The following is a 19,357-nucleotide window of genomic DNA, read 5'->3' as shown; positions in this document are numbered from 1 at the left end:
TCGAACAAAGGGTGCGCGGCCGTTTCCCGTCAATGTCGTTGCGAGGCTGGGAATGATGGCCGATGGTGGCATGGTGTGGGTCTTCTGTTGCGTCGAATGTGGTGTGCTCGTGAGCGTCACATTGCGTGAGGTTGCGTGGCGTGGCGATGAGGAGTTGCCCGAACTGCCGCACTGGATCGGGGAGCCGCTACCACCGCGAATGATAGCGGGCACCTTCGCCATGCACACATATCCACCGATCGATTACATCCGCCCGGATGGGCGGCGCTATCTGGGGCCGGAAGGCGCGCAGTATGTGCTGAATCCCGGCGATACCCGCAACACGGTGTTGCTCATCGACGCGGACGACGATCTCGGCTGCTTCGGCATCGTGGGCTCGGGGGGAGCCAATCTCGCTTGTGCGCGCTGCCGAAGCAAGATCGGCTTCCGGATCGACGATTGCCGAACATGGCAGCAGACCCTCCTCCGCGCGGATGCCGTGCGACGGATCGAAGTCGCGGAAGCTTTGGTGCCCAACGTAATCCGTTATCCACATGTCGACTCCGGCCTCGTCGACCGCGCGCAGTGGCGGCATGGCGATCCGATCCGCGACTTCCAACGAGCAGAGATCGCCGGCCCCGGACTCGAGCGCTGGTTCGGGGAGTCCAGCTGGCGGGACGAGGTGGAGCGAGCCCAACAGGATGCGACGGAGCGGCTATCCGAACCACCGCCCGGCCGTGGATAAGCAACTCGGCGTTGGCAGTCCGAACCGCTAAGGCGAGTCCTGTCAATGCGGCACCCGCGCCCGCCCGACAACGGAGACGGGCGCGGGTCGCGCCGCGACGCTTACGCCCGTTCAGCGCGCAGCCGGAACGCGATCACCGCCGTTACCAGCAGAATCAGCGCCGTGCCCGCGGCCGCGAAGTGGATGCCCGAGACGAATGCCTCGTGCACCGACGCCAGGAACGCATCCGCCGTCGTCCCGGGCAGTTCGCGGGCGAGCTGTGTTGCGCCGCCCAGTGATTCGGTTGCCGAAGCCATCTGGTCGGCCGGTACCGAGCTCAGATCGATTCCGTTGCGGAAGATCGCCATCACCACGCTGCCGAGCACCGCGACGCCCATCGCGATACCGGTTTCGTAGGCGGTTTCAGACACGGCGGCGGCCGCGCCCGCCCGTTCCAGCGGAGCCGAGCTGACCACCAGGTCGGACGAAACCGTAAGCGCGACACCGACACCCGCGCCGATCAGCAGGAAGCCCAGTATGAACGGTGTCGTGCTGGTGGCGTCCGGGCTCAGCAACAGGAACAGTCCGGCGCCGATCGCGGCGACGAGCAGCGCGGCGCCGAGCACCGCGCCGGGGCGGAAGCCGCGCACCAGCCAGGCCGAGGCCAGCGATGCGAGCACGCTCGCCGCCAGACCTGGGAGCAGCAGCAGTCCGGCCCGCATCGGCGCCTGCCCGAGCACCAGCTGCAGGTATTGCGAACCGAAGAAGAGCACACCGGCCAGCGCGAACACCGCGAGCAGGTTGGTCAGCACCGCGGTGCGGAATCCGGTCAGCGCGAACAACTTCAGATCCAGCATCGGATGGTCTAGCCCGCGTTGCCTGCGCACGAACAGCACGCCGGCGAGCACGCCGAACGCACCGATTCCGGCCAGGGCCGGGCTCAGCCCGTGCGCGGCGCCCTCCTTCACCGCGTAGACGATGGGCACCAGCGCCAACATGGACAGCGCCGCGCTCGGCAGGTCGAAGCGGCCCGGATTCGGGTCGCGCGATTCCGGGACGAGCAGCGGCCCCAGTGCGATCAGCGCGAGCATGACCGGCAGGTTCACCAGGAATACCGAACCCCACCAGTAGTGCTCGAGCAGCCAGCCGCCCAGCAGCGGACCGGCCGCCGCGCCGCCGCCCGCCATCGCGCTCCACACCGCGATGGCCACCGTGCGCTGCCGCGGCTCGAGGAACATCGCCCGGATCAGGCCGAGTGTGGCGGGCATCAGCGTCGCGCCCGCGACGCCCTGCAGCACCCGTGCGGCGATGAGCATCGCCGGTGAGACCGCCCAGGCGGCCAGTACCGAGGCGAGCCCGAAACCGGCGGCACCGATCAGCAACAGCCTGCGCCGCCCGATGCGGTCGCCGAGGTTGCCCATCACCACCAGCAGGCCGGCGAGCACGAACGAGTAGGCGTCGATGATCCAGAGCAGCTGCGGGGTGCTGGGCGCGAGGTCGGCGCTGATCGCGGGCACGGCGAGGTCGAGGACCGTCGCGTCGACCGCGAGCAGCAGCAGGGCCAGCGCGAGTACCGCGAGACCACCCCAGTCGCGTGCGCTCGCGCGCGGCGGAGCGGGCGCGAGCTCGACTTTGGTCCTGGGTTCGGTCCGTGTGGTCATGACTTTCTCGATTTCCGCGGCACGAATCCGGGCCGGGAGGCTCCGGATTCGACACCGCTCTTTTAACCGTCCAGACGGTATAGTACATGACATTACCGTCCGGCCGGTATAGTGACCCGGTGACCGCAACCACCCGGGACCGGATCCTGGACGCGCTGGAGACGCTGCTGCTGGAAAAGGGCATGGCCCAGGTGACGCTGGAGAACGTGGCCACGGCCGCGGGCGTCTCCAAAGGCGGCCTGCTCTACCACTTCAAAAGTAAGGACGCACTGCTCGCTGGGCTGGTTCGCCGCCTCGGCGAGCGGGCCGAACAGCAGCTCGGCGGCGCGACCGCGCGCGGCGTTTCGGTCGCCGAGTGGTACTTGCAGACCCCGAATCCGGAGAATTCCACCGATGCGCTGGAGCTCGCGCTCTACCGGTCGATGCTGGCCACCATGCGCACCGTCGACGCGGGCGCGCGCCCGGAGACCGACGAGGTGCAGCAGGCGCTCGCCGAAGTCATGCGGGCCTGGTCGGCGGGCCTGGACGAGGAGATCGATGATCCGGTGCGGGCCGATCTGATCCGGCTGGTCGGCGACGGCGTCTACCTGCGCGCCCTGCTGGGCCTGCCGCCCATCGATCCGACGCGCTATCGCAACGTTGTGCGGCGCCTGCTGCACGGCTGACGGCTAGACTCGGCCGCGTGCCACCAGCCGCCGAACCGGCCGGTGCCGTCGGGGCGGGAACAGATCCGGAACCAGGGTCCCCTGGAACGACGGTGCCGATCCGCCCCATGAGTTTCCGCGAACTGCTCGATACGCCGTTCGCGCTCATCCAAGCGAATATCGTCGCGCTGGCCGCGGTGGGCGCGGCGACCCTGGTGCTCGTCGAACTCGTGGTGCTCGGCGTCGTCGCGGGCGTTTCCGGACTCACCGACGGCTCCGATGTGAGCACCGCGTGGTCTGCCGTCCTGGCCACGGCCGCCGGGGTCTGGGTGCTGCGATTCGTACTACGCGGCTTCACCGTCGCACTCGGCACGGCCACCGTCGCGGGCGAACGGATCGGCTGGCGGCAGGGGTTCGTCCGCTTCGGCGCGGAATTCGTTCCGCTACTGGTGTTCTCACTGCTGTACACGCTGGTCGGTGTCGCCGTCATCGCGGTGAGCGCCCTGCTGATCATCACCTTGCCGTTCGGAATGCTGTGGCTGGGTTATCTGCGCGCGGGCCGATTCGTCGCGGTGCCGGTTCTGTTCGCCGAGCGGGCCGGTCACGCCGCCGCGGTCGCGCGCTCCAAACTGCTTGTCGGCGGGACGGAATGGCCGACGACGGGACTGTGGATCACGCAGCGGCTGTTGCTGGTGCTGCTCACCGTCCCGCTGCTCGGCATCCCGAACTATCTGGCGGATTTCTCCGGCACCCATCGCTGGGCGGTGATCGCGCTACTCACCTCGGCCGTACTGCTGATCGCCGCGTTCGGCGAGGTGGTCGAGGCGTCGACCAGGGTGGTCTGCTATATCGACAAGCGCTGCCGCCGTGAGGGTTTGGATATCCGGGTGCCGAGGGCGCAGGTGGTGGGATGAGCATGCCACCGGAGGACCGGATTCCGGAGCAGCCGCACCTCGGCGCGGCCGCCGAACATCGCGCCGCCGCCGAAAACGCGGCCCAGCAGCGCGATTTCGATCGCGCACTGCGCGAACGTTTCCGTGCCGTGCTGCGCGGTATGGAACAGCGCGGCGTGCTTGACGTGCGCCGCTCGCGCACCGCGCGGGAGACCCCCGACGAGGCGTCCACCGCCATAGCTCCCGAGCTGGCCGACGAACTACGGCCCGCCGCAAGCAGTTTCGACGAGGTCGTCTACGGCGGCCGGCCCGCGACCGAGGACGAATACCGCAGGCTCGAATACGCCGATCGGTATTCGGCCGCCGCGCCGCCGCCCGCGCCGGAACCGGTCGACACCGACTTCGTCGAGAAACCGCCACGCGCCCAACGACGCCCGCTCGAACTACCCGAACTGCTGCGCAACCCGAAGTTCTGGGCCGCGGTGCTCGGTGTGCTGGTGCTCGGGCTGCTGCTGTGGGCGATGTTGCAGTCATGCGGCGCACCGAACGCGCCGACACCGCCGAAACCCCCGCCGATTCCGACCCAGACGCCGCCGACCAAGTCGCCGACCTCGGAGCCCGACGATTCGGACTTCGGCAAGGGCTCCGATTCGATCTTCGAGCGACTTCCGGGACCCGTCGTCTTCGGCGGACTGCAATTCCTCATCGCGGCAGGGCTTTTGGCGTGGTGGCGGGGCAGGCGCCGAGGTGCGCTGGTGGCCGAGCCGCGGCCGGTCGAGGTGGCCGCGAACGAGATACTGGCCGGCCAGGCCGCGCTGTATCGGCGCGGCAAGGACCATCAGCACGTCGCGGGCAAGCTGCGTGCCGCGACCATGCGCCGCATCCGCCCGATGCTCGGCGTCACCGCCGACACCACCCCGGACCGGCTGGTGGCCGCGGTCGCCGCCCGCACCGGCGCGGACCCGAACCTGATCGGCAGCGCGCTGTTCGGACCGGTGCCCGATGCGCCGACCCTGGAACTCGTTGCCACGCAACTGCATTGGATCGAGACGGAGGTCGGATGAAGCCACTACAGGAGGTCGGATGACCGGCGCGACGGACACCAACCACACGCCGACCGCGGAGGAGGCGGGCGCCGCGTTCGCCGCGCTGCGCGGCGAGATCGGCAAGGCGGTGGTCGGCAACGACAACGCGATCATGTACCTCGTGCTCGCCCTGCTGTGCCGCGGCCACGTGCTGCTGGAAGGCGTACCGGGCGTTGCGAAGACGCTGCTGGTGCGCGCGCTGGCCACCGCGCTGGACCTCGAGCACGCCCGGGTGCAGTTCACGCCCGACCTGATGCCGGGCGATGTCACCGGATCGCAGATCTACGACCCGCATTCGGCCGAATTCACCTTCCGGCACGGCCCGGTATTCACCAACCTGCTGCTCGCCGACGAAATCAACCGCACCCCACCGAAAACCCAGTCAGCGCTGCTGGAATCCATGGAGGAGCGCCAGGTTTCGGTCGACGGCAAGCCGCGGCCGCTGCCGGACCCGTTCGTGGTGGTGGCCACCCAGAATCCGATCGAGCAGGAGGGCACCTACCCGCTGCCCGAGGCGCAGCTGGACCGGTTCCTGTTCAAGGTCGATATCCAATTGCCCGGCCGCGACGACGAATTCCGCATCCTGCAGCGGCACGCCGCCGGCTTCGATCCGCGCGACCTGGCCGCCGCAGGGCTGCGTCCGGTGGCCGGGCCCGCGCATATCGCCGCCGCCAGGGCGGCCATCGGGCATATCACCGTCAGCCCGGAGGTGCTGGCGTACACCGTGGACCTGTGCCGGGCCACCCGCACCTCCCCCGCCGTGCAGCACGGCGCGTCGACCAGGGGCGCGACCGCGCTGATGTCGGCCTCGCGCGCGTTCGCCTGGCTCAACGGCCGCGGCTACGTCACCCCCGACGACGTGAAAACCGTTGCGGTCGCGGTGCTTCGGCATCGGCTGCACCTGCGGCCCGAGGCCGAACTCGACGGCGTCACCACCGAGGGCGTGATGACCTCGCTGCTGCTGTCGGTTCCGGTTCCGGTGTAGCCGTGGTGGTCACCGGACGGCTCGCCGCCGTCGCCGCCGGGTGCGGCCTGTTCGTCGCGCTGGTCCTGCCGTCCTGGGTGGGCGTGCTGCTGGCGACCGGCGTCATGGTCGTCGCGGTGCTCGTCGACCTCAGCGCGATCGGTACACCCGAACTACAGTTGTCCCGGCCGCCGCTCACCGTGGTGCGGCTCGGGCGATCGGCGGAAGTCGAACTGGTGGTGGCGAATTCCGGTGCGCGTACGCTGCGCGGCACCCTCTGGGACGACTGGCCCGACAGCGCGCGCTCGGAAAACCGCACGCACCGGCTGCATTTGGCGCCGGGTACGAAAACCCGCTTCGGCACCACGCTCACGCCGACCTACCGCGGCGACCGGGTCGCCGGGCCGGTCACCATCCGGCTGATCGGCCCGCTGGGCCTCGCGGGCAGGCAGCTGCGCCGCACCGTACCCGCGCGGGTGCGGGCGCTGCCGCCGTTTCGCACCGAGCGCCTGCTGCGTTCGAAGGTCAAACGGCTACAGCACCTCGAGGGCCGCAATATCGCGAATATGCGCGGGCAGGGCACCGAATTCGATTCGTTCCGCGAGTACGTCCCCGGTGACGACGTGCGTGCCATCGACTGGCGGGCCACCGCCCGCGCCACCGATGTCCTGGTCCGCACCTGGCGCCCGGAACGCAACCGGCACATGCTGATGCTGTTGGATACCGGCCGGATCAGCGCGGGCCGCGTCGGCGACGGCACCCGGCTGGACGCGAGCATCGAGGCCGCGCTGCTGCTCGGCGGATTGGCCTCGGCCGCGGGCGATTCGGTGGATCTGCTCGCCTACGACCGTCAGGTGCGCGCCGAGGTGCGCGGCGTCGGCGGCCGCAATCTCCAGGTGAAGCTGATGCACGCGATGGCGGGCGTCACCCCGGCGCTGCTGGATACAGACACCGCCGGACTGGTGCGCGCGGCGATCCAGCGGGCCCGGCGGCGCAGCCTGGTCGTGTGGTTCACCAGCCTGGACGGGGCCGCGGTGCAGGAGAATCTGCTTCCGGTGCTGCCGACCCTCGCACAGCGGCATCGGGTGCTGATCGTCTCGGTGACCGATCCCGACGTCGCCGCCGCCGCGAAACAGCGCGAGTCGTTGGCGGACCTGTACTCCGCCGCCGCGGCCGAAACCGTGATAGCCGAACGGGCCCTCGTTCAGGAATCCTTGCGCCGCAAGGGCATCGACGTGGTTTCCGCTCCCCCGGACCGGCTGCCCGAGGCGCTTGCCGAGGAGTACCTGGAGCTCAAGCAGTCCGGCACCATGTGAGCCGGGGCCAGCCGGTCACCACGGACTGACCTGCGGCGCAACCTGATTCGGCGGTTGCAGGACGAATACCGGCTGCCCGAGCAGTTCCGGATTCGTGAACGGCGGCGTCAGCGCCCGGCGCTGCCGCTCCGCGACGATCGCCCCGAGTATCTGAATGGGCGGGTAGCCGTTCGGCGGTGGCACCCGCAGGCACGCGCATACCGCGACCACCAGTTCGTAGCCGAGGTTCGCCTGCGCCTCGGGCGTCAATCCCTTGAACCGGGTCATGTACTGCCGCGCCGCCAGCGCCAGATCTTCCGACATGCCCGACAGGTCCAGCTGCTGCACCCAACCGACCAGCCACGGCGGCGGTACGGCCAGCGCCGGTGGCGGCAGCCGTCGCGACCCGTGTATCACCACGGTTCCGGCCAGCACATCACCGATCCGGCGGGCATTGGGCGAGCACATCGAGGTGATCACCGCGATGGCGCCGAATCCGCCGAGCATCCAGAAATCGACGATGGCCCCGGCGAGTCCGCGGGTGAGCGCGTGCCGGAAATCGATGGGGCCGCCGTCCGCGCGCACCACCCGCAGCCCGAGCAGCAGTTTGCCGAATGTCCGCCCGCGACTGAGGGTTTCGCAGACCACCGGATAACCGACCAGCGTGCCGACGATGGTGACCAGCACCACGACGTCGAGCCACGCGATATCCGGGCGCAGCCACGCCGCCACACCGAACAGGCCGAGGCCTAGTGTCAGGGCGACAACAAGCTGGGCCACCACGTCGATGAGGAACGCGGCGGCCCTGGTCGGGACGCGAGCGACGGGTAGCTCCAGGGCCACCGCTTCGCCGGTTGTGAACGCAGCCATGTCGATAGCATTCTTCCGACGGCGGGAGTGGGAGGCAACCGAATGGACGTCGACGCGTACAGCTACGCACACCGGCGCTCGTGGGAGCGGCTGGACGGGCTGGCCGGAAAGCGCAGGCTGACCGGCCAGGAGGCCGACGAGCTGGTGGCGCTGTACCGGCGCGCCTCCCAACAGCTGGCCCGGTTGCAGACGCACAGCCCGGACCCGGAGCTGCTCGCCGGTTTGAGCGCGGTGCTGGCGAGGGCGCGCGGCCGGATCGTCGGCACCAGGACCGATACCTGGCGCGAGATCGGCCGGTTCTTCACCCATCGTTTTCCGGCGGCGGTGTATCGGGCGTGGCCGTGGTGGGTGTCGGTGGCCGCGGTGTTCATCGTGCTCTCCACCGGGCTGGCCTACTGGGTCGCCGAATATCGTTCGGCGCGGCGGATACTCGGCCTTCCCGGCAATACCGATTCGCTCACCAAGCCGGGCGGCCATTTCGAGACCTACTACACCGAGCATCCGCACGACGCGTTCGCGGCACAGGTGTGGACCAACAACGCGTGGGTGGCGGCGCTGGCGCTGTTCACCGGGGTGCTGATTCTGCCCGCGGTGTCGCTGCTGTTCGGCAATGCGCTGAATGTCGGGGTGAGCGCGGGCCTGATGGCCCATGCGGGCCGGCTCGACGCCTTCTTCGGTTTCATCCTTCCGCACGGGATGTTGGAGTTGACCGCGGTATTCGTCGCGGGCGGCGCCGGATTGAAGCTGGGGTGGACGCTGATCGATCCGGGGCGGTCGAGCCGGTTGACCGCAGTGGCGCGGCAGGGCCGGGCCGCGGCGACGATCGCGCTCGGGCTGGCCGGGGTGCTGTTCGTCTCGGGCTTGCTGGAGGGTTTCGTGACGCCGAGCCCGCTGCCTGCCGCGTTGCGGGTCGCGATCGGGTTCGTGGTGTGGGCGCTGTTCATCGCCTACGTGTTCGTGTTCGGCCGTAATGCGGTGCGGGAGCAGGGTGATGCGGCGGGTGAGCTACTGGAACCGGCCGGGTAGACAACCGCGGGCACACCGCGAATCAAGGACGGCTAGCTAACCGCTGGCAACTGTCGCTTGACGTTCGATCTTGAAGTCCCCCAATTGAGTTCCGCTGACCGCAGCGAGTCGAGCTCAGCTGCGGTCAGCGTTGCCGATAACTGTACACAATCGTTATGCCTACGCAACCCTCCACGCGGAGGTAAAGCGTATAAATCTCGGCGCAGCAAACCAATGTGGCCACAGGGTTTTTCACAGTTCTGGCTAACCCGCGGCGGCGACTCGAACGGCCCCGAATTGACCCTTCGAAACCCGGTCCGGACCGATGCGTGGCGACCCGATGAACCCGCCGGCGGATCGGGCGCACATTCTTCGATCGGTTAACTGCAAGCCTTCCGCCGAATCGGTCGCGAATTCCGATCATGGCCATCTACCTGGGCTTTCGCGATCGATAAACGAGTTAGCTGGCCGTTGGATGAACAGAAAGCAACCTGAAGTTTGTTTAGTGCGGAATAAACACGACCCACGACTGGTAGCGGACGCTTGTGTCGGACGTATGTCCAGTCGTGATCTGCAATATCCGGTCGCCAAAAGGTTGTCCGGACGGTATCTTGTCGCGTCATCGAGCACCGCCGACGGCGGCCACAACACGATGATGTGATCTTCGTCTCATACCTGGGAAGCCGGGCGAAACCGGCAGTGCGACAGGCGATCACGGGTGGTGCGACCCGGTCGCACCACCCGCCGGAATGGTCAGGCCTCGGCCAGCCCGATCCGGGCGTGCACCGTCTGCAACGGCCGTGGCGCGAACCATGCCGCGCGACCCAACAGCCGCATCGCGACCGGCACCAGCACGCCGCGCACCAGCGTCGCGTCGATCAGAATCGCCAAACCGGCACCGAGGCCGAAGAATTGGATGAACCGGACATCGCTGGTCGTGAAGGCGAGGAAGCTGATCGAGATCAGCGCCGCCGCCGTCGTCACCAGACGACCGGTCCGGGCCAGACCCTCCACCACCGCGTCGGCCGCGGTGTGCCCGCGGTCGTGCAGCTCCTTGATCCGGCTGATCACGAACACCTCGTAATCCATCGACAGGCCGAAGGTGATGCAGAACAACAGCAGCAGCATCGACACATCGAGCGGCGCGGGCGTGAATCCGAACAAACCGGCGAAATGTCCCTGCTGGAAGACGAAGACCATCAGCCCGAGCGTCGCGCCGAGACTCAACACATTCGACAGCAGCGCCCGCAGCGGCTGCACCACGCTGCCGGTGAACAGGAACAGCAGCGCGAAAGTGGTGAGCACGATCCACCCGATCGCGATCGGCAACTTCGACCCTATGGCGGCGAGGCTGTCCCGCAGCTCGGCGACCTGACCGCCGACCAGCGCGGTCGATCCGGCGAGCGGCACCGCGCGCACCTGGTCGACCAGCTCGCGGGCCGCCGCGGAATCGCGATCGAGGTCGGTGAATACGGTCAGTCGCTGCGCATCCGGCCGGGCGAAGCGCGCGTCCGCGGGTGAACTCGTCCGCAGCGCGCCGGTGACGAAAGTGCCCGCACTGGACTCGACCTCGGTCACATGCGACACCCGGGACAGCGCGCTCGCGTATTCGGCCAGCGGCCCTGGCGCCACCGCACCCGTGGTGACCACCGACAGCGAATTCGCGTCACCGCCACCGAATCCGGTGCGCATCGCATCGCCGACCTGGCGCACCTCGGTGGTGTTCGGCAGCACCCGGTCGTCCGGCGTGCCGAATTGGACATGCAGCAGCGGCGCGGCGGCCAGCAGCAGCAGCGCGACCACCGGCAGCCCGGCGAGCACCGGCCTGCGCATCGCGAACCGCGCGACCCCCGCCCAGAACGGCGTCGCGTCACCGCGGATGCCGCGCACGCCCGGTACCCGCCAGGCATCGGTGCGCGGACCGAGCACCGCGAGCAGCGCGGGCAGCGTCACGACGGCGGCAACGGCCGCGATCACCACGACGCCGATACCGCCGTAGGCGAAGGACCGCAGGAAGTACTGCGGGAAGATGACCAGCGCGGACAGTGCCGCCGCGACGGTGCTCGCGCTGAAAACGATGGTGCGCCCGGCCGTCGTCACCGCCGCGATAACGGCGGCATCGGTATCGGCGCCCGCCGCGCGCCGCTCGCGAAAGCGGCTGACCATCAGCAGGCCGTAGTCGACGGCGAGGCCGAGCCCGAGACCCGTCGTGAGGTTCACCGCGTATACCGAAACATCGGTGAGCGAGCCGAGAACGGACAGTTCGGTGAAGGTGCCGAGAATGGCGATGCCGCCGATCACCAGGGTGAGCAGCGCCGCGACCACATTGCCGAAGGCGAGCACCAGCAGCGCCAGGATGAGCGGTACCGCAACGGCTTCGGCCAGGCCGAGGTCGGCGCCGATCTGTTTGGTGATCGCATTGAAGATGGCCGCGCCACCGCCGATTCGCACCTGCACCACCGGACCGTCGGTGCGATAGGCGGCGACGATATCGGCCGCGTGTTTGTTCTCGCCGTTCGCGGCGGCGCTGCCGGCGAGCACCACCGCGGCGGTCCCGTCCGCGGCGCGCATGGCGGGCGCACCGGTATCCCAATACGAGACGACGTTGGTGAGCCGGTTGTCCGCGGTGAGCTTATGTGCCAGCTCCCGGCCCGCGGCGGCGACCGCTGGGTCGTCGACGGTGCCGTTGCGCGCGCGGACGAGGAAGACGAAGTCGCCCTCGGCGCCGAACTTGTCGGCCAATCGGGTTGCGGCGGTGCTGGATTGGGCGTTCGGGTCGGTTTGACCGCCGGGTTGCAGCTTGCTGAAGGCGGTCGTGCCGACGACACCGCCCCCGATCAGGGCGAGCACGCTGACGATCAGGATCCACCGCGCGCGCCGGGTGACGAAGGCGCCGAGCCGTTGGAACATAACGAGCCTTTCGACGGTGCATGTTTGCACTCGTAAACTTTGCAGGTGTTAACTTGCCATCGATGTGGGTGGGTGTCAACATCGATTCGATGACGAATTCGGGATCGGCGAAACGGGAGACCCCTTACCACCACGGCGACCTGCGCAACGCCCTCGTGCGCGCGGCCGCCGAACTGGCCGAGCACGGCGGGCCGGAGGCGGTGACGGTCCGTGCGGCGGCCCGCAAGGTCGGTGTCACCCCCACCGCCGCCTACCGGCATTTCACCAACCACGAGCAGTTGCTCGGCGCGGCACAGGAGCAGGCGCAGGCCAGCCTGCTCGGCTCGATGTCCGAAGCGGTGAATTCCCTTGCGCCCGAATCTGATCCGATCGACAGACTGAATGCGGCCGGGCGTGGTTATATCGCCTTCGCGACCCGCGAACCCGGCCTGTTCCGCACCGCGTTCTGCGAATCCCCCTGGGCCGCCGAACCATCCGACGACAACGACGCGTTCGGGCTGCTCGCCAAGCTGCTCGACGACCTGGTCCAGAGCGGGTTCATGGATCCGGCGCACCGGCCGCACGCCGAGATCATGGCCTGGTCGACGGTACACGGACTGGCCTCCCTGCTCATCGACGGCGCCCTGTCCTGGCTCGACGACGACGCCCGCGAACAAGCGATCGCGGCCACCCTCGACGGCATACAACGCGGGCTCGCGACCGCGCCGAACGCTGCGGGGACACCCACCGGGACTACGGAGTAGCGACACCGTCCGGTTCAGCGGGACGACTTACCGGTTCGACGGCACATACCGACGCAGGAGGCAAATTGCCTGCGCCGATCGGTGCATCCGCCGCGGCGATCGGCGGGCTCAGCCGATGCGCAGTATCCCGGTGACGGTGCCCTGGAAAACCCTGCGGCCGTTGGCGATCAGCGGGGCGGTTTGCAATGGGTCATCGGCGACGGTGCCGGGTAACGGGGTGGTCGAGGCGATCGCGCCGGTATCGGGATCGATGGCGGTGAAGGCATAGCCGTCGAGCGGCGTGGTCGCGTCGGGACCGATCCTGGTGACCGTGTAGACGAGGTTGTCGGCGGTCGAAAGGCGGGGCACCGCCGCGCTGCGAATCGTGTTGTCCCATACGGTGTGACAGCCGTTGTCGCCCACATCGACCCGCGTCATCCCACCGACGAAGGGTGCACTCGGCGGCACGGCGGGACCGGCGTCGTCCGGAACGGCCGGATACGGGTAGCCGTACGTACTGGCGACGAAGACCGAATTACCGCTGCCGATCGGCGAATTCTCGCTGCCCGGACCGCCTTTGGTGAGCACCGGTACCTGACACACCAATTGCCCGGTCCCCGAACGGTATACGAGCAGATGCACCTGGCCGTCGGCATTGTCGACAATGGTCAGATATTTCGCGTCGGCGCCGAAATAGGTTGGCGTCGAACCGGTTCCCCAGCTGAGCTGGCCCGGTTTGCGCGCCGATCCGCGGTCGTATGCCGCGCGCCAGCGCACCCGCGGCGCACCGGATGCGTCGAGGCCGAGCTCATACAGCGCGTGCGTGGTCGCGACGCTCACCGCGCCGCTCGGCGCGGCCGAAATGCTGTTCGCCACCCGCTCGCCCCCGGGGAGTGCGACCGTGCGCACCGCACCGGCCGGTGTCACCGACCCGACCACACCGTCGCCGGTGGCGAACCAGATATTGCCCGACCAGTCCGGCACCAGTCCGACCACGGTGTCGCCGGTGGGGATGGCACCGGACAGGTCGGTGGTTTCGTCGATCGATAGCCGCCAGCCGCCCGCCTCGCGGTGATGGGCGACGCGCAGCAGTTGCCGATTCCCGTCGACGACGACGAGCCGGTCGAGGTTGTCCAGGTACGCGTATACCCCGCCGAGCAGGCTGCCCTTCGCCAGCGGCAGCGCGGCGAGCGAGGTGGCGAGCGGCCCTGCCGCGTCCGGATCGATCAGCTCGACCGTCGGTGCGCGCCCGGCGATCTCGGTGCACAGCGCGACAACCGGTCCGTCGGCGCCCTGCAACAGCGTCGGGCAGGCCGCGGCCAACGGGAACATCGTCACCGGCCGCGCACCGGCGCCGGGGCCGGGCAGCGGTGTGGCGTCCGATGATTCGGCATCGCCGTGCATGGTCGACGTGCCGAGCGGGCCGAGGTACGGGTTCGCGGCGAACGGGCCGAACTCACCGGCCGCATTCGCGGTGCCCGCCGGGGCCAGCGCCAGGGTGCACGCGGCAAGCAGCGCCAACGGACCTCGCATTTCGACCACCTCTATCGCCGGTTCTTCGCTCACGGTATTCAATCAAGCGTCCAGTCAGGTCGCGACGGTGCGCCGAACCGCCGACCGGGGCCGCGCTGCGGAAGTACAGTCGATCGTCGGAATACTTCCGGCACGCCGGAATTCGCTCTCGAACGGTCGCAGGCGCCCATCGGGAATGGTCCGAAAAGAGGAGATTCATGGGTATCCGCACCCGCGCGCTGTCCGCGGTAGCCGACCAGCTGGGCAACCCACACGGTGTACTCGGCAAAGGCATCGCGGTGATCCTCAACCGCGGCAACGGACGCTCGATCGCCGCCGCGGTCGACGCCGCCGAAGTCGCGAAGGGCGCGACCGCCGCGGATATCGGATTCGGCGGCGGTGCCGGACTTCCGCTGCTGCTCAAACGGGTCGGCCCCGATGGTTCGGTGCACGGCATCGAGCTCTCCCCGGATATGTTGGCCCGCGCCCGCAGGCGCTACGCCGCCGAGATCGCCGCGGACCGGCTGCGGATCACCGCGGGCTCGCTCACCGACCTGCCGCTCGCCGACGCCGCGCTGGATGCCGCGATCACGGTCAACACCATCTACTTCATCGACGACCTGGACAGCGTCTGCGCCGAGCTGGTCCGCGTGATCCGGCCCGGCGGACGGCTGGTGGTCGGCATCGGCGATCCGGAGGTGATGGCGCGAATGCCGTTCGCCCCGTACGGCAACATCACCCTGCGTCCGGTACCGGAGGTGATCGCCGCATTGGAGAAGACGGGCTGCACCGTCGAACACCGTCGGCTGCCGGTACCGCCCATCCCGCACAACCTGCTTATCGCGCTGCCGAAGTAACGCCCCCCGGACCTCCTCAGCTGGCCGCTGGGATGCCCGGCCGCCACCTGCGGCGGCCGCTTGCCTCGGAATCCTTGGCGCGCAACAGTTCCAAGCGCGGGCGTGGGCCGTCGGTGCGGCCGGTGGGCGGTTTGCGGTTGCCCGCGGCGAACTGGTCGGGCCAGTGCGCGCCGGGTCCGGCGTAACCCTGTTCGACGGCGGCGTGCAGTGTCCATTGCGGGTCGTAGAGGTGGGCGCGGCCGACCGCGACGAGATCGGCGCGCCCGGCCAGCAGAATCGAGTTCGCGTCGTCGTAGGAGGAGATCGCGCCGACGGCGATCACCCCGACATGTGCGTATTTCGCCTTGAGCGCCTGGCGGATCCGGTCCGCGAACGGGGTTTGGTAGCTGCGGCCGAACGCGGGTTTCTCGTGCTTGACCACCTGCCCCGACGACACGTTCACCAGGTCGGCCCCGTGTGCGGCGAATGCCTGCGCGATATGCACCGCATCGTCGACGGTATTGCCGCCGTCGGCCCAGTCGGTGGCCGAGATGCGAACGGACAGTGGGCGATCGGCGGGCCACACGGCGCGGATCGCGTCGAATACCCGCAGCGGAAAGCGCATTCGGTTGGCCAGTGTGCCGCCGTAGGCGTCGGTGCGCGCATTCGACAGCGGCGAGAGGAACGAGGAGAGCAGATACCCGTGGCCCGCATGCAATTCGAGCAGGTCGAATCCGGCTCGCGCCGCCGCCTCCGCCGCGGCGACGAATTGCGCCGCGATCAGGTCGAGTTCGTCCTCGGTGAGCTCGCGCGGTACGTGGCAGCCGGGTCCGTACGGCAGCGCCGACGGGGCCACCACCTCCCAGTTGCCGGACTCCAGCGGCACATCGATACCTTCCCACATCCGCTTCGTGGAGCCCTTGCGGCCCGAATGTCCCAGCTGCACACCGATTTTCGCCTCGCTGCCGGAATGCACGAAATCGACGATCCGCCGCCAGGCCGCCTCCTGCTCCTCGGTGTACAGCCCCGCGCAGCCGGGCGTGATCCGCCCCTCCGGTGAGACGCAGACCATCTCGGTCATCACCAGACCGGCGCCGCCGAGTGCCTTGCTCCCCAGGTGCACCAGGTGGAAATCCCCGGGCACACCGTCGACCGCCGAATACATATCCATCGGCGAAACCACGATGCGGTTGACGAATTCGACGCCCTTCACCCGGTACGGATAGAACATCGGCGGCCGCACGGTCGATACCGGCGGCGTTTGGTCCGCGGCATACCAGTTGTCGATCGCATCGACGAAGCCCGGATCGCGCAGCCGCAGATTGTCGTAGGTGACCCGGCGGCTGCGGGTGAGCAGGTTGAAGGCGAACTGCGGCGGTTCCTGTCCGGCGTAATTCGAAATCGATTCGAACCATTCCAGGCTGGCCTGCGCGGCCCGCTGCATGGAAAGCACCACCGGCCTGCGCTCGGCCTCGTAGGCATCCAAACTGGCGTCCAGCGTCGGGTTTTCGTGTAGCGCGGCGGCCAGCGCCAGCGCGTCCTCCATGGCCAGCTTGGTGCCGGAGCCGATGGAGAAGTGCGCGGTATGCGCGGCGTCGCCGATCAGCACGGTATTGCCGTGCCGCCAGCTCTCGTTGCGCACCGTGACGAAGTTGATCCACCGAGAGTTGTTGGCCAGCAGGCGATGTCCGTCGAGAATATCGGCGAACAGCTCGCCGATCACCGCGATGGATTTCTCGTCGTTATCGCCGGGCGCGAATTCGCGGTCGGCATAGTCGTCGAAACCGGCCGCGCGCCAGACGTCTTCGTGCATCTCGACGATGAAGGTGCTGCCATCGGCGCCGTACGGGTAGCCGTGGATCTGCATGACGCCGTGCGGGGTTTCCCGGATGAAGAATTCGAAGGCTTCGAAGACTTTGTCGGTGCCGAGCCACATGAACTTGTTGTCGCGCCGGTCCAGGGTCGGCCGGAACGCCTCGGCGTAGCGGGCGCGTATCGCCGAGTTGATCCCGTCGGCGGCCACCACCAGGTCGCATTCGGCGCGCAGGACCTCGATATCCGGCGCCTCGGTGCGGAAATGGATGGTGACGCCCAGTTCCCGGCAGCGCTGCTGCAGGATGCCGAGCAGGTCCTTGCGGCTCATCGCGGCGAAACCCTGTCCGCCCGAGGTGTTCACGGTGTCCAGGTAGTGGATGTCGATATCGTCCCAGCGGGCGAACCGGCTCGCCATCCGCGTATAGATCCGCGCGTCGGCGTGTTCGATGCCGCCGAGCGTCTCATCGCTGAAGACCACTCCGAAACCGAAGGTGTCGTCGGGGGCGTTGCGCTCCCAGACGGTGATCTCGTGCCCGGCGTCGAGCTGCTTCGCCAGCGCCGCGAAGTACAGGCCACCGGGGCCGCCGCCGACTACCGCGATTCGCATCGGTACCTCCGCCGTTTCATATATGACGCATTCCTGACGACAGTAACTATATCGCTATACATCCGCGCGAACCCGGCGGGCGACGAATCCGGTTGGGACCGGCCAGAATCCGCGCGAGTCATGCCGGACGCAGCCGGAAGCGCTGAATCTTGCCCGTCGGCGTCCGCGGCAGTTCGTCGACGAATGCGACGCTGCGCGGATACTTGTACGGCGCGGCGGTGTTCTTCACGAAGTCTTGGATGTCAAGAATCTTGGCATCAGAGGCGATCACCCCGGGCCGCAGCACGACGGCCGCGTGCACGATCATCCCGCGCTCGTCGTCCGGCAGCCCGATCACGGCGCTCTCCAGCACATCCGGATGCCGGTCGAGCACCGATTCCACCTCGGCGGCGGCGATGTTGTACCCCGACGAGACGATCATGTCGTCGCTGCGCGCGTGATACCAGAAGTAGCCGTCGGCATCGCGGGTGAAGACGTCGCCGGTCAGATTCCAGCCGTCGCGCACATAGCTGAGCTGTCGCGCGTCGGCCAGATAGCGGCAGCCGGTCGGCCCCTGCACCGCGAGCATGCCGGGGGTGCCATCGGGCACCGGATGTCCCTGCTCGTCGTGGATTTCGGCGCGATAGCCGGGGACAACGCGGCCGGTGGAGCCGGGCCGGATGTCGTCGTCGGCGGCCGAGATGAAGACGTGCAGCATCTCGGTGCCGCCGATGCCGTTGATGATGCGCACCCCGGTCGCCGCGCGGAACTGCTCCCACACCGTCTCCGGCAGATGTTCACCCGCCGACACACAGCGCCGCAGCGAGGCGAGCTTGCCGGTCTGCCCGTCCCGCAGCCAGGCCCGGTACGCCGTAGGCGCGGTGAAAAGCACTGTGACGCCGAACTTTTCGATGGCATCGGCGAGTTCGGCCGGGGTGGCCCGCTCCAGCAGCAGCGTCGCGGCGCCGACCCGGAACGGGAACACCACGAGTCCGCCCAGTCCGAAGGTGAAGGCCAGCGGCGGCGTTCCCGCGAACAGGTCCGCGGGAACGGGTTTGAGCACGTGCCGGGAGAAGGTGTCCGCGTTGGCCAGTACGTCGCGGTGAAAGTGCATGGTGGCCTTGGGAATTCCGGTGGTGCCCGAGGTCGGCGCGAGCAGTACGACATCGTCGGCCGCGGTGTCGACATTGGCGAACCGATCGGATTTACCCGCCGCGACGGCGATCAGATCTGTTGCGGCATCTGATCCGTACGCGACGGCCTGCACGCCGCCCGCCAGCGCCAACTCCTCGACGAAGCGGTGATCGCACAGCGCGAGCGCCGGTTTGGTGAGCTCGATCAGTTTGCCGAGCTCCGCGCTGCGCAGCAGCGGCATGGTGGTGACGACGACGCCACCGGCCTTGATGACGGCGAACCAGCAGGCCACCAGCCACGGCGTATTCGGTCCGCGCAGCAGCACCCGCTGGCCGGGCACCAGGCCGTGGTCCTCGACCAGAACCCGGGCGATCCGGTTCGCGTGCGCGAGCAGTTCGCCGTAGGTCCACTCGCTGGTCGGGGTGAGCAGGCAGCGCCGGTCCGCACCCCAGACGGCGACGACGTCGTCGAGCAGGGCCGTCGCGCAGTTCAGCCGTTCCGGATACTTCAGCTCGGGCAGTTCGAAACGAAACCGCGGCCACTGCGATTCGGGCGGCAGGTTGTCACGACAGAAGGTGTCGATGTGTGCGGTGGGGAAGAGCATCGATACGAGCCTTTCCGAGAATCTCGATGCCCAAGTATGCATTCTTTGTGACGACAAGTGAATAGGCGATATGAACAATGTTCCGAATCGCCCGGCCACCTCGGGATCCGAGGCCACG

At 68.4% G+C, this 19,357-nt stretch carries 15 protein-coding genes; 9 read left to right on the top strand and 6 right to left on the bottom strand.

Going from position 1 to position 19,357, the window contains the following annotated elements; translation table 11 throughout:
• Window positions 1–109: 109 nt before the first annotated feature.
• Window positions 110–724, top strand: a complete 615-nt coding sequence (locus F5544_RS00365; protein WP_167471319.1) for a hypothetical protein — start codon at window positions 110–112, stop codon at window positions 722–724.
• A 101-nt stretch (window positions 725–825) separates the two neighbouring features.
• On the opposite strand, the gene F5544_RS00360 is transcribed toward F5544_RS00365, so the two are convergent.
• Complete coding sequence (locus tag F5544_RS00360) at window positions 826–2,364, bottom strand: MFS transporter (RefSeq protein ID WP_167471318.1); 1,539 nt, start codon at window positions 2,362–2,364, stop codon at window positions 826–828.
• Between the two features lie 119 nt (window positions 2,365–2,483).
• On the opposite strand from F5544_RS00360, the gene F5544_RS00355 reads away from it, so the two are divergent.
• The 5 genes from F5544_RS00355 to F5544_RS00335 all read left to right on the top strand — a co-directional run bounded on the left by F5544_RS00355 (window position 2,484) and on the right by F5544_RS00335 (window position 7,266).
• Window positions 2,484–3,029: a TetR/AcrR family transcriptional regulator gene (locus F5544_RS00355; protein WP_167471317.1), complete on the top strand. Its 546-nt coding sequence runs from the start codon at window positions 2,484–2,486 to the stop codon at window positions 3,027–3,029.
• Window positions 3,030–3,136: 107 nt separating this feature from the next.
• The gene (locus F5544_RS00350; protein ID WP_167471316.1) at window positions 3,137–3,922 is read left to right on the top strand and encodes a hypothetical protein; all 786 of its coding nucleotides are present in this window, start codon (window positions 3,137–3,139) and stop codon (window positions 3,920–3,922) included.
• Window positions 3,919–4,965 carry a DUF4129 domain-containing protein gene (locus tag F5544_RS00345; RefSeq protein WP_238847023.1) on the top strand — a complete coding sequence of 349 codons (1,047 nt, stop codon included), beginning with the start codon at window positions 3,919–3,921 and terminating at the stop codon, window positions 4,963–4,965. Before F5544_RS00350 ends, F5544_RS00345 begins: the two co-directional genes overlap by 4 nt.
• A 19-nt stretch (window positions 4,966–4,984) precedes the next feature.
• Window positions 4,985–5,971: an AAA family ATPase gene (locus tag F5544_RS00340; protein ID WP_167471315.1), complete on the top strand. Its 987-nt coding sequence runs from the start codon at window positions 4,985–4,987 to the stop codon at window positions 5,969–5,971.
• 2 nt (window positions 5,972–5,973) lie between these two features.
• Window positions 5,974–7,266: a DUF58 domain-containing protein gene (locus F5544_RS00335; RefSeq protein WP_167471314.1), complete on the top strand. Its 1,293-nt coding sequence runs from the start codon at window positions 5,974–5,976 to the stop codon at window positions 7,264–7,266.
• 15 nt (window positions 7,267–7,281) lie between these two features.
• On the opposite strand, the gene F5544_RS00330 is transcribed toward F5544_RS00335, so the two are convergent.
• Entirely contained in the window at window positions 7,282–8,115 is an 834-nt protein-coding gene (locus F5544_RS00330; RefSeq protein ID WP_167471313.1) for an RDD family protein, read from the bottom strand.
• Between the two features lie 42 nt (window positions 8,116–8,157).
• Here F5544_RS00330 and F5544_RS00325 point away from each other — a divergent pair, with 42 nt between their 5' ends.
• Window positions 8,158–9,141 carry a stage II sporulation protein M gene (locus F5544_RS00325; protein ID WP_167471312.1) on the top strand — a complete coding sequence of 328 codons (984 nt, stop codon included), beginning with the start codon at window positions 8,158–8,160 and terminating at the stop codon, window positions 9,139–9,141.
• A 732-nt stretch (window positions 9,142–9,873) separates the two neighbouring features.
• Here the strand turns inward: F5544_RS00325 and F5544_RS00320 are convergent.
• Complete coding sequence (locus tag F5544_RS00320) at window positions 9,874–12,030, bottom strand: MMPL family transporter (protein WP_167471311.1); 2,157 nt, start codon at window positions 12,028–12,030, stop codon at window positions 9,874–9,876.
• An 89-nt stretch (window positions 12,031–12,119) separates the two neighbouring features.
• Here F5544_RS00320 and F5544_RS00315 point away from each other — a divergent pair, with 89 nt between their 5' ends.
• Window positions 12,120–12,773: a TetR/AcrR family transcriptional regulator gene (locus F5544_RS00315; protein WP_167471310.1), complete on the top strand. Its 654-nt coding sequence runs from the start codon at window positions 12,120–12,122 to the stop codon at window positions 12,771–12,773.
• A 108-nt stretch (window positions 12,774–12,881) separates the two neighbouring features.
• Here F5544_RS00315 and F5544_RS00310 read toward each other — a convergent pair whose 3' ends face one another.
• Entirely contained in the window at window positions 12,882–14,285 is a 1,404-nt protein-coding gene (locus F5544_RS00310; protein WP_167471309.1) for a hypothetical protein, read from the bottom strand.
• Between the two features lie 197 nt (window positions 14,286–14,482).
• Here F5544_RS00310 and F5544_RS00305 point away from each other — a divergent pair, with 197 nt between their 5' ends.
• Window positions 14,483–15,121, top strand: coding sequence for a methyltransferase domain-containing protein (locus F5544_RS00305; RefSeq protein WP_167471308.1), 639 nt, complete (start codon window positions 14,483–14,485; stop codon window positions 15,119–15,121).
• A gap of 16 nt (window positions 15,122–15,137) precedes the next feature.
• Here the strand turns inward: F5544_RS00305 and F5544_RS00300 are convergent, their stop codons facing one another.
• Window positions 15,138–17,522 (bottom strand): bifunctional salicylyl-CoA 5-hydroxylase/oxidoreductase, encoded by a 2,385-nt coding sequence (locus tag F5544_RS00300; protein ID WP_167471307.1) that lies wholly within the window; start codon window positions 17,520–17,522, stop codon window positions 15,138–15,140.
• A gap of 118 nt (window positions 17,523–17,640) precedes the next feature.
• Window positions 17,641–19,239 carry an AMP-binding protein gene (locus F5544_RS00295; RefSeq protein WP_167471306.1) on the bottom strand — a complete coding sequence of 533 codons (1,599 nt, stop codon included), beginning with the start codon at window positions 19,237–19,239 and terminating at the stop codon, window positions 17,641–17,643.
• Window positions 19,240–19,357 lie beyond the last annotated feature (118 nt).

The organism is Nocardia arthritidis (assembly GCF_011801145.1).
In the GTDB taxonomy this organism is placed as follows: domain Bacteria; phylum Actinomycetota; class Actinomycetes; order Mycobacteriales; family Mycobacteriaceae; genus Nocardia; species Nocardia arthritidis_A.
This window is presented reverse-complemented; position numbering and strand designations above follow the sequence as displayed.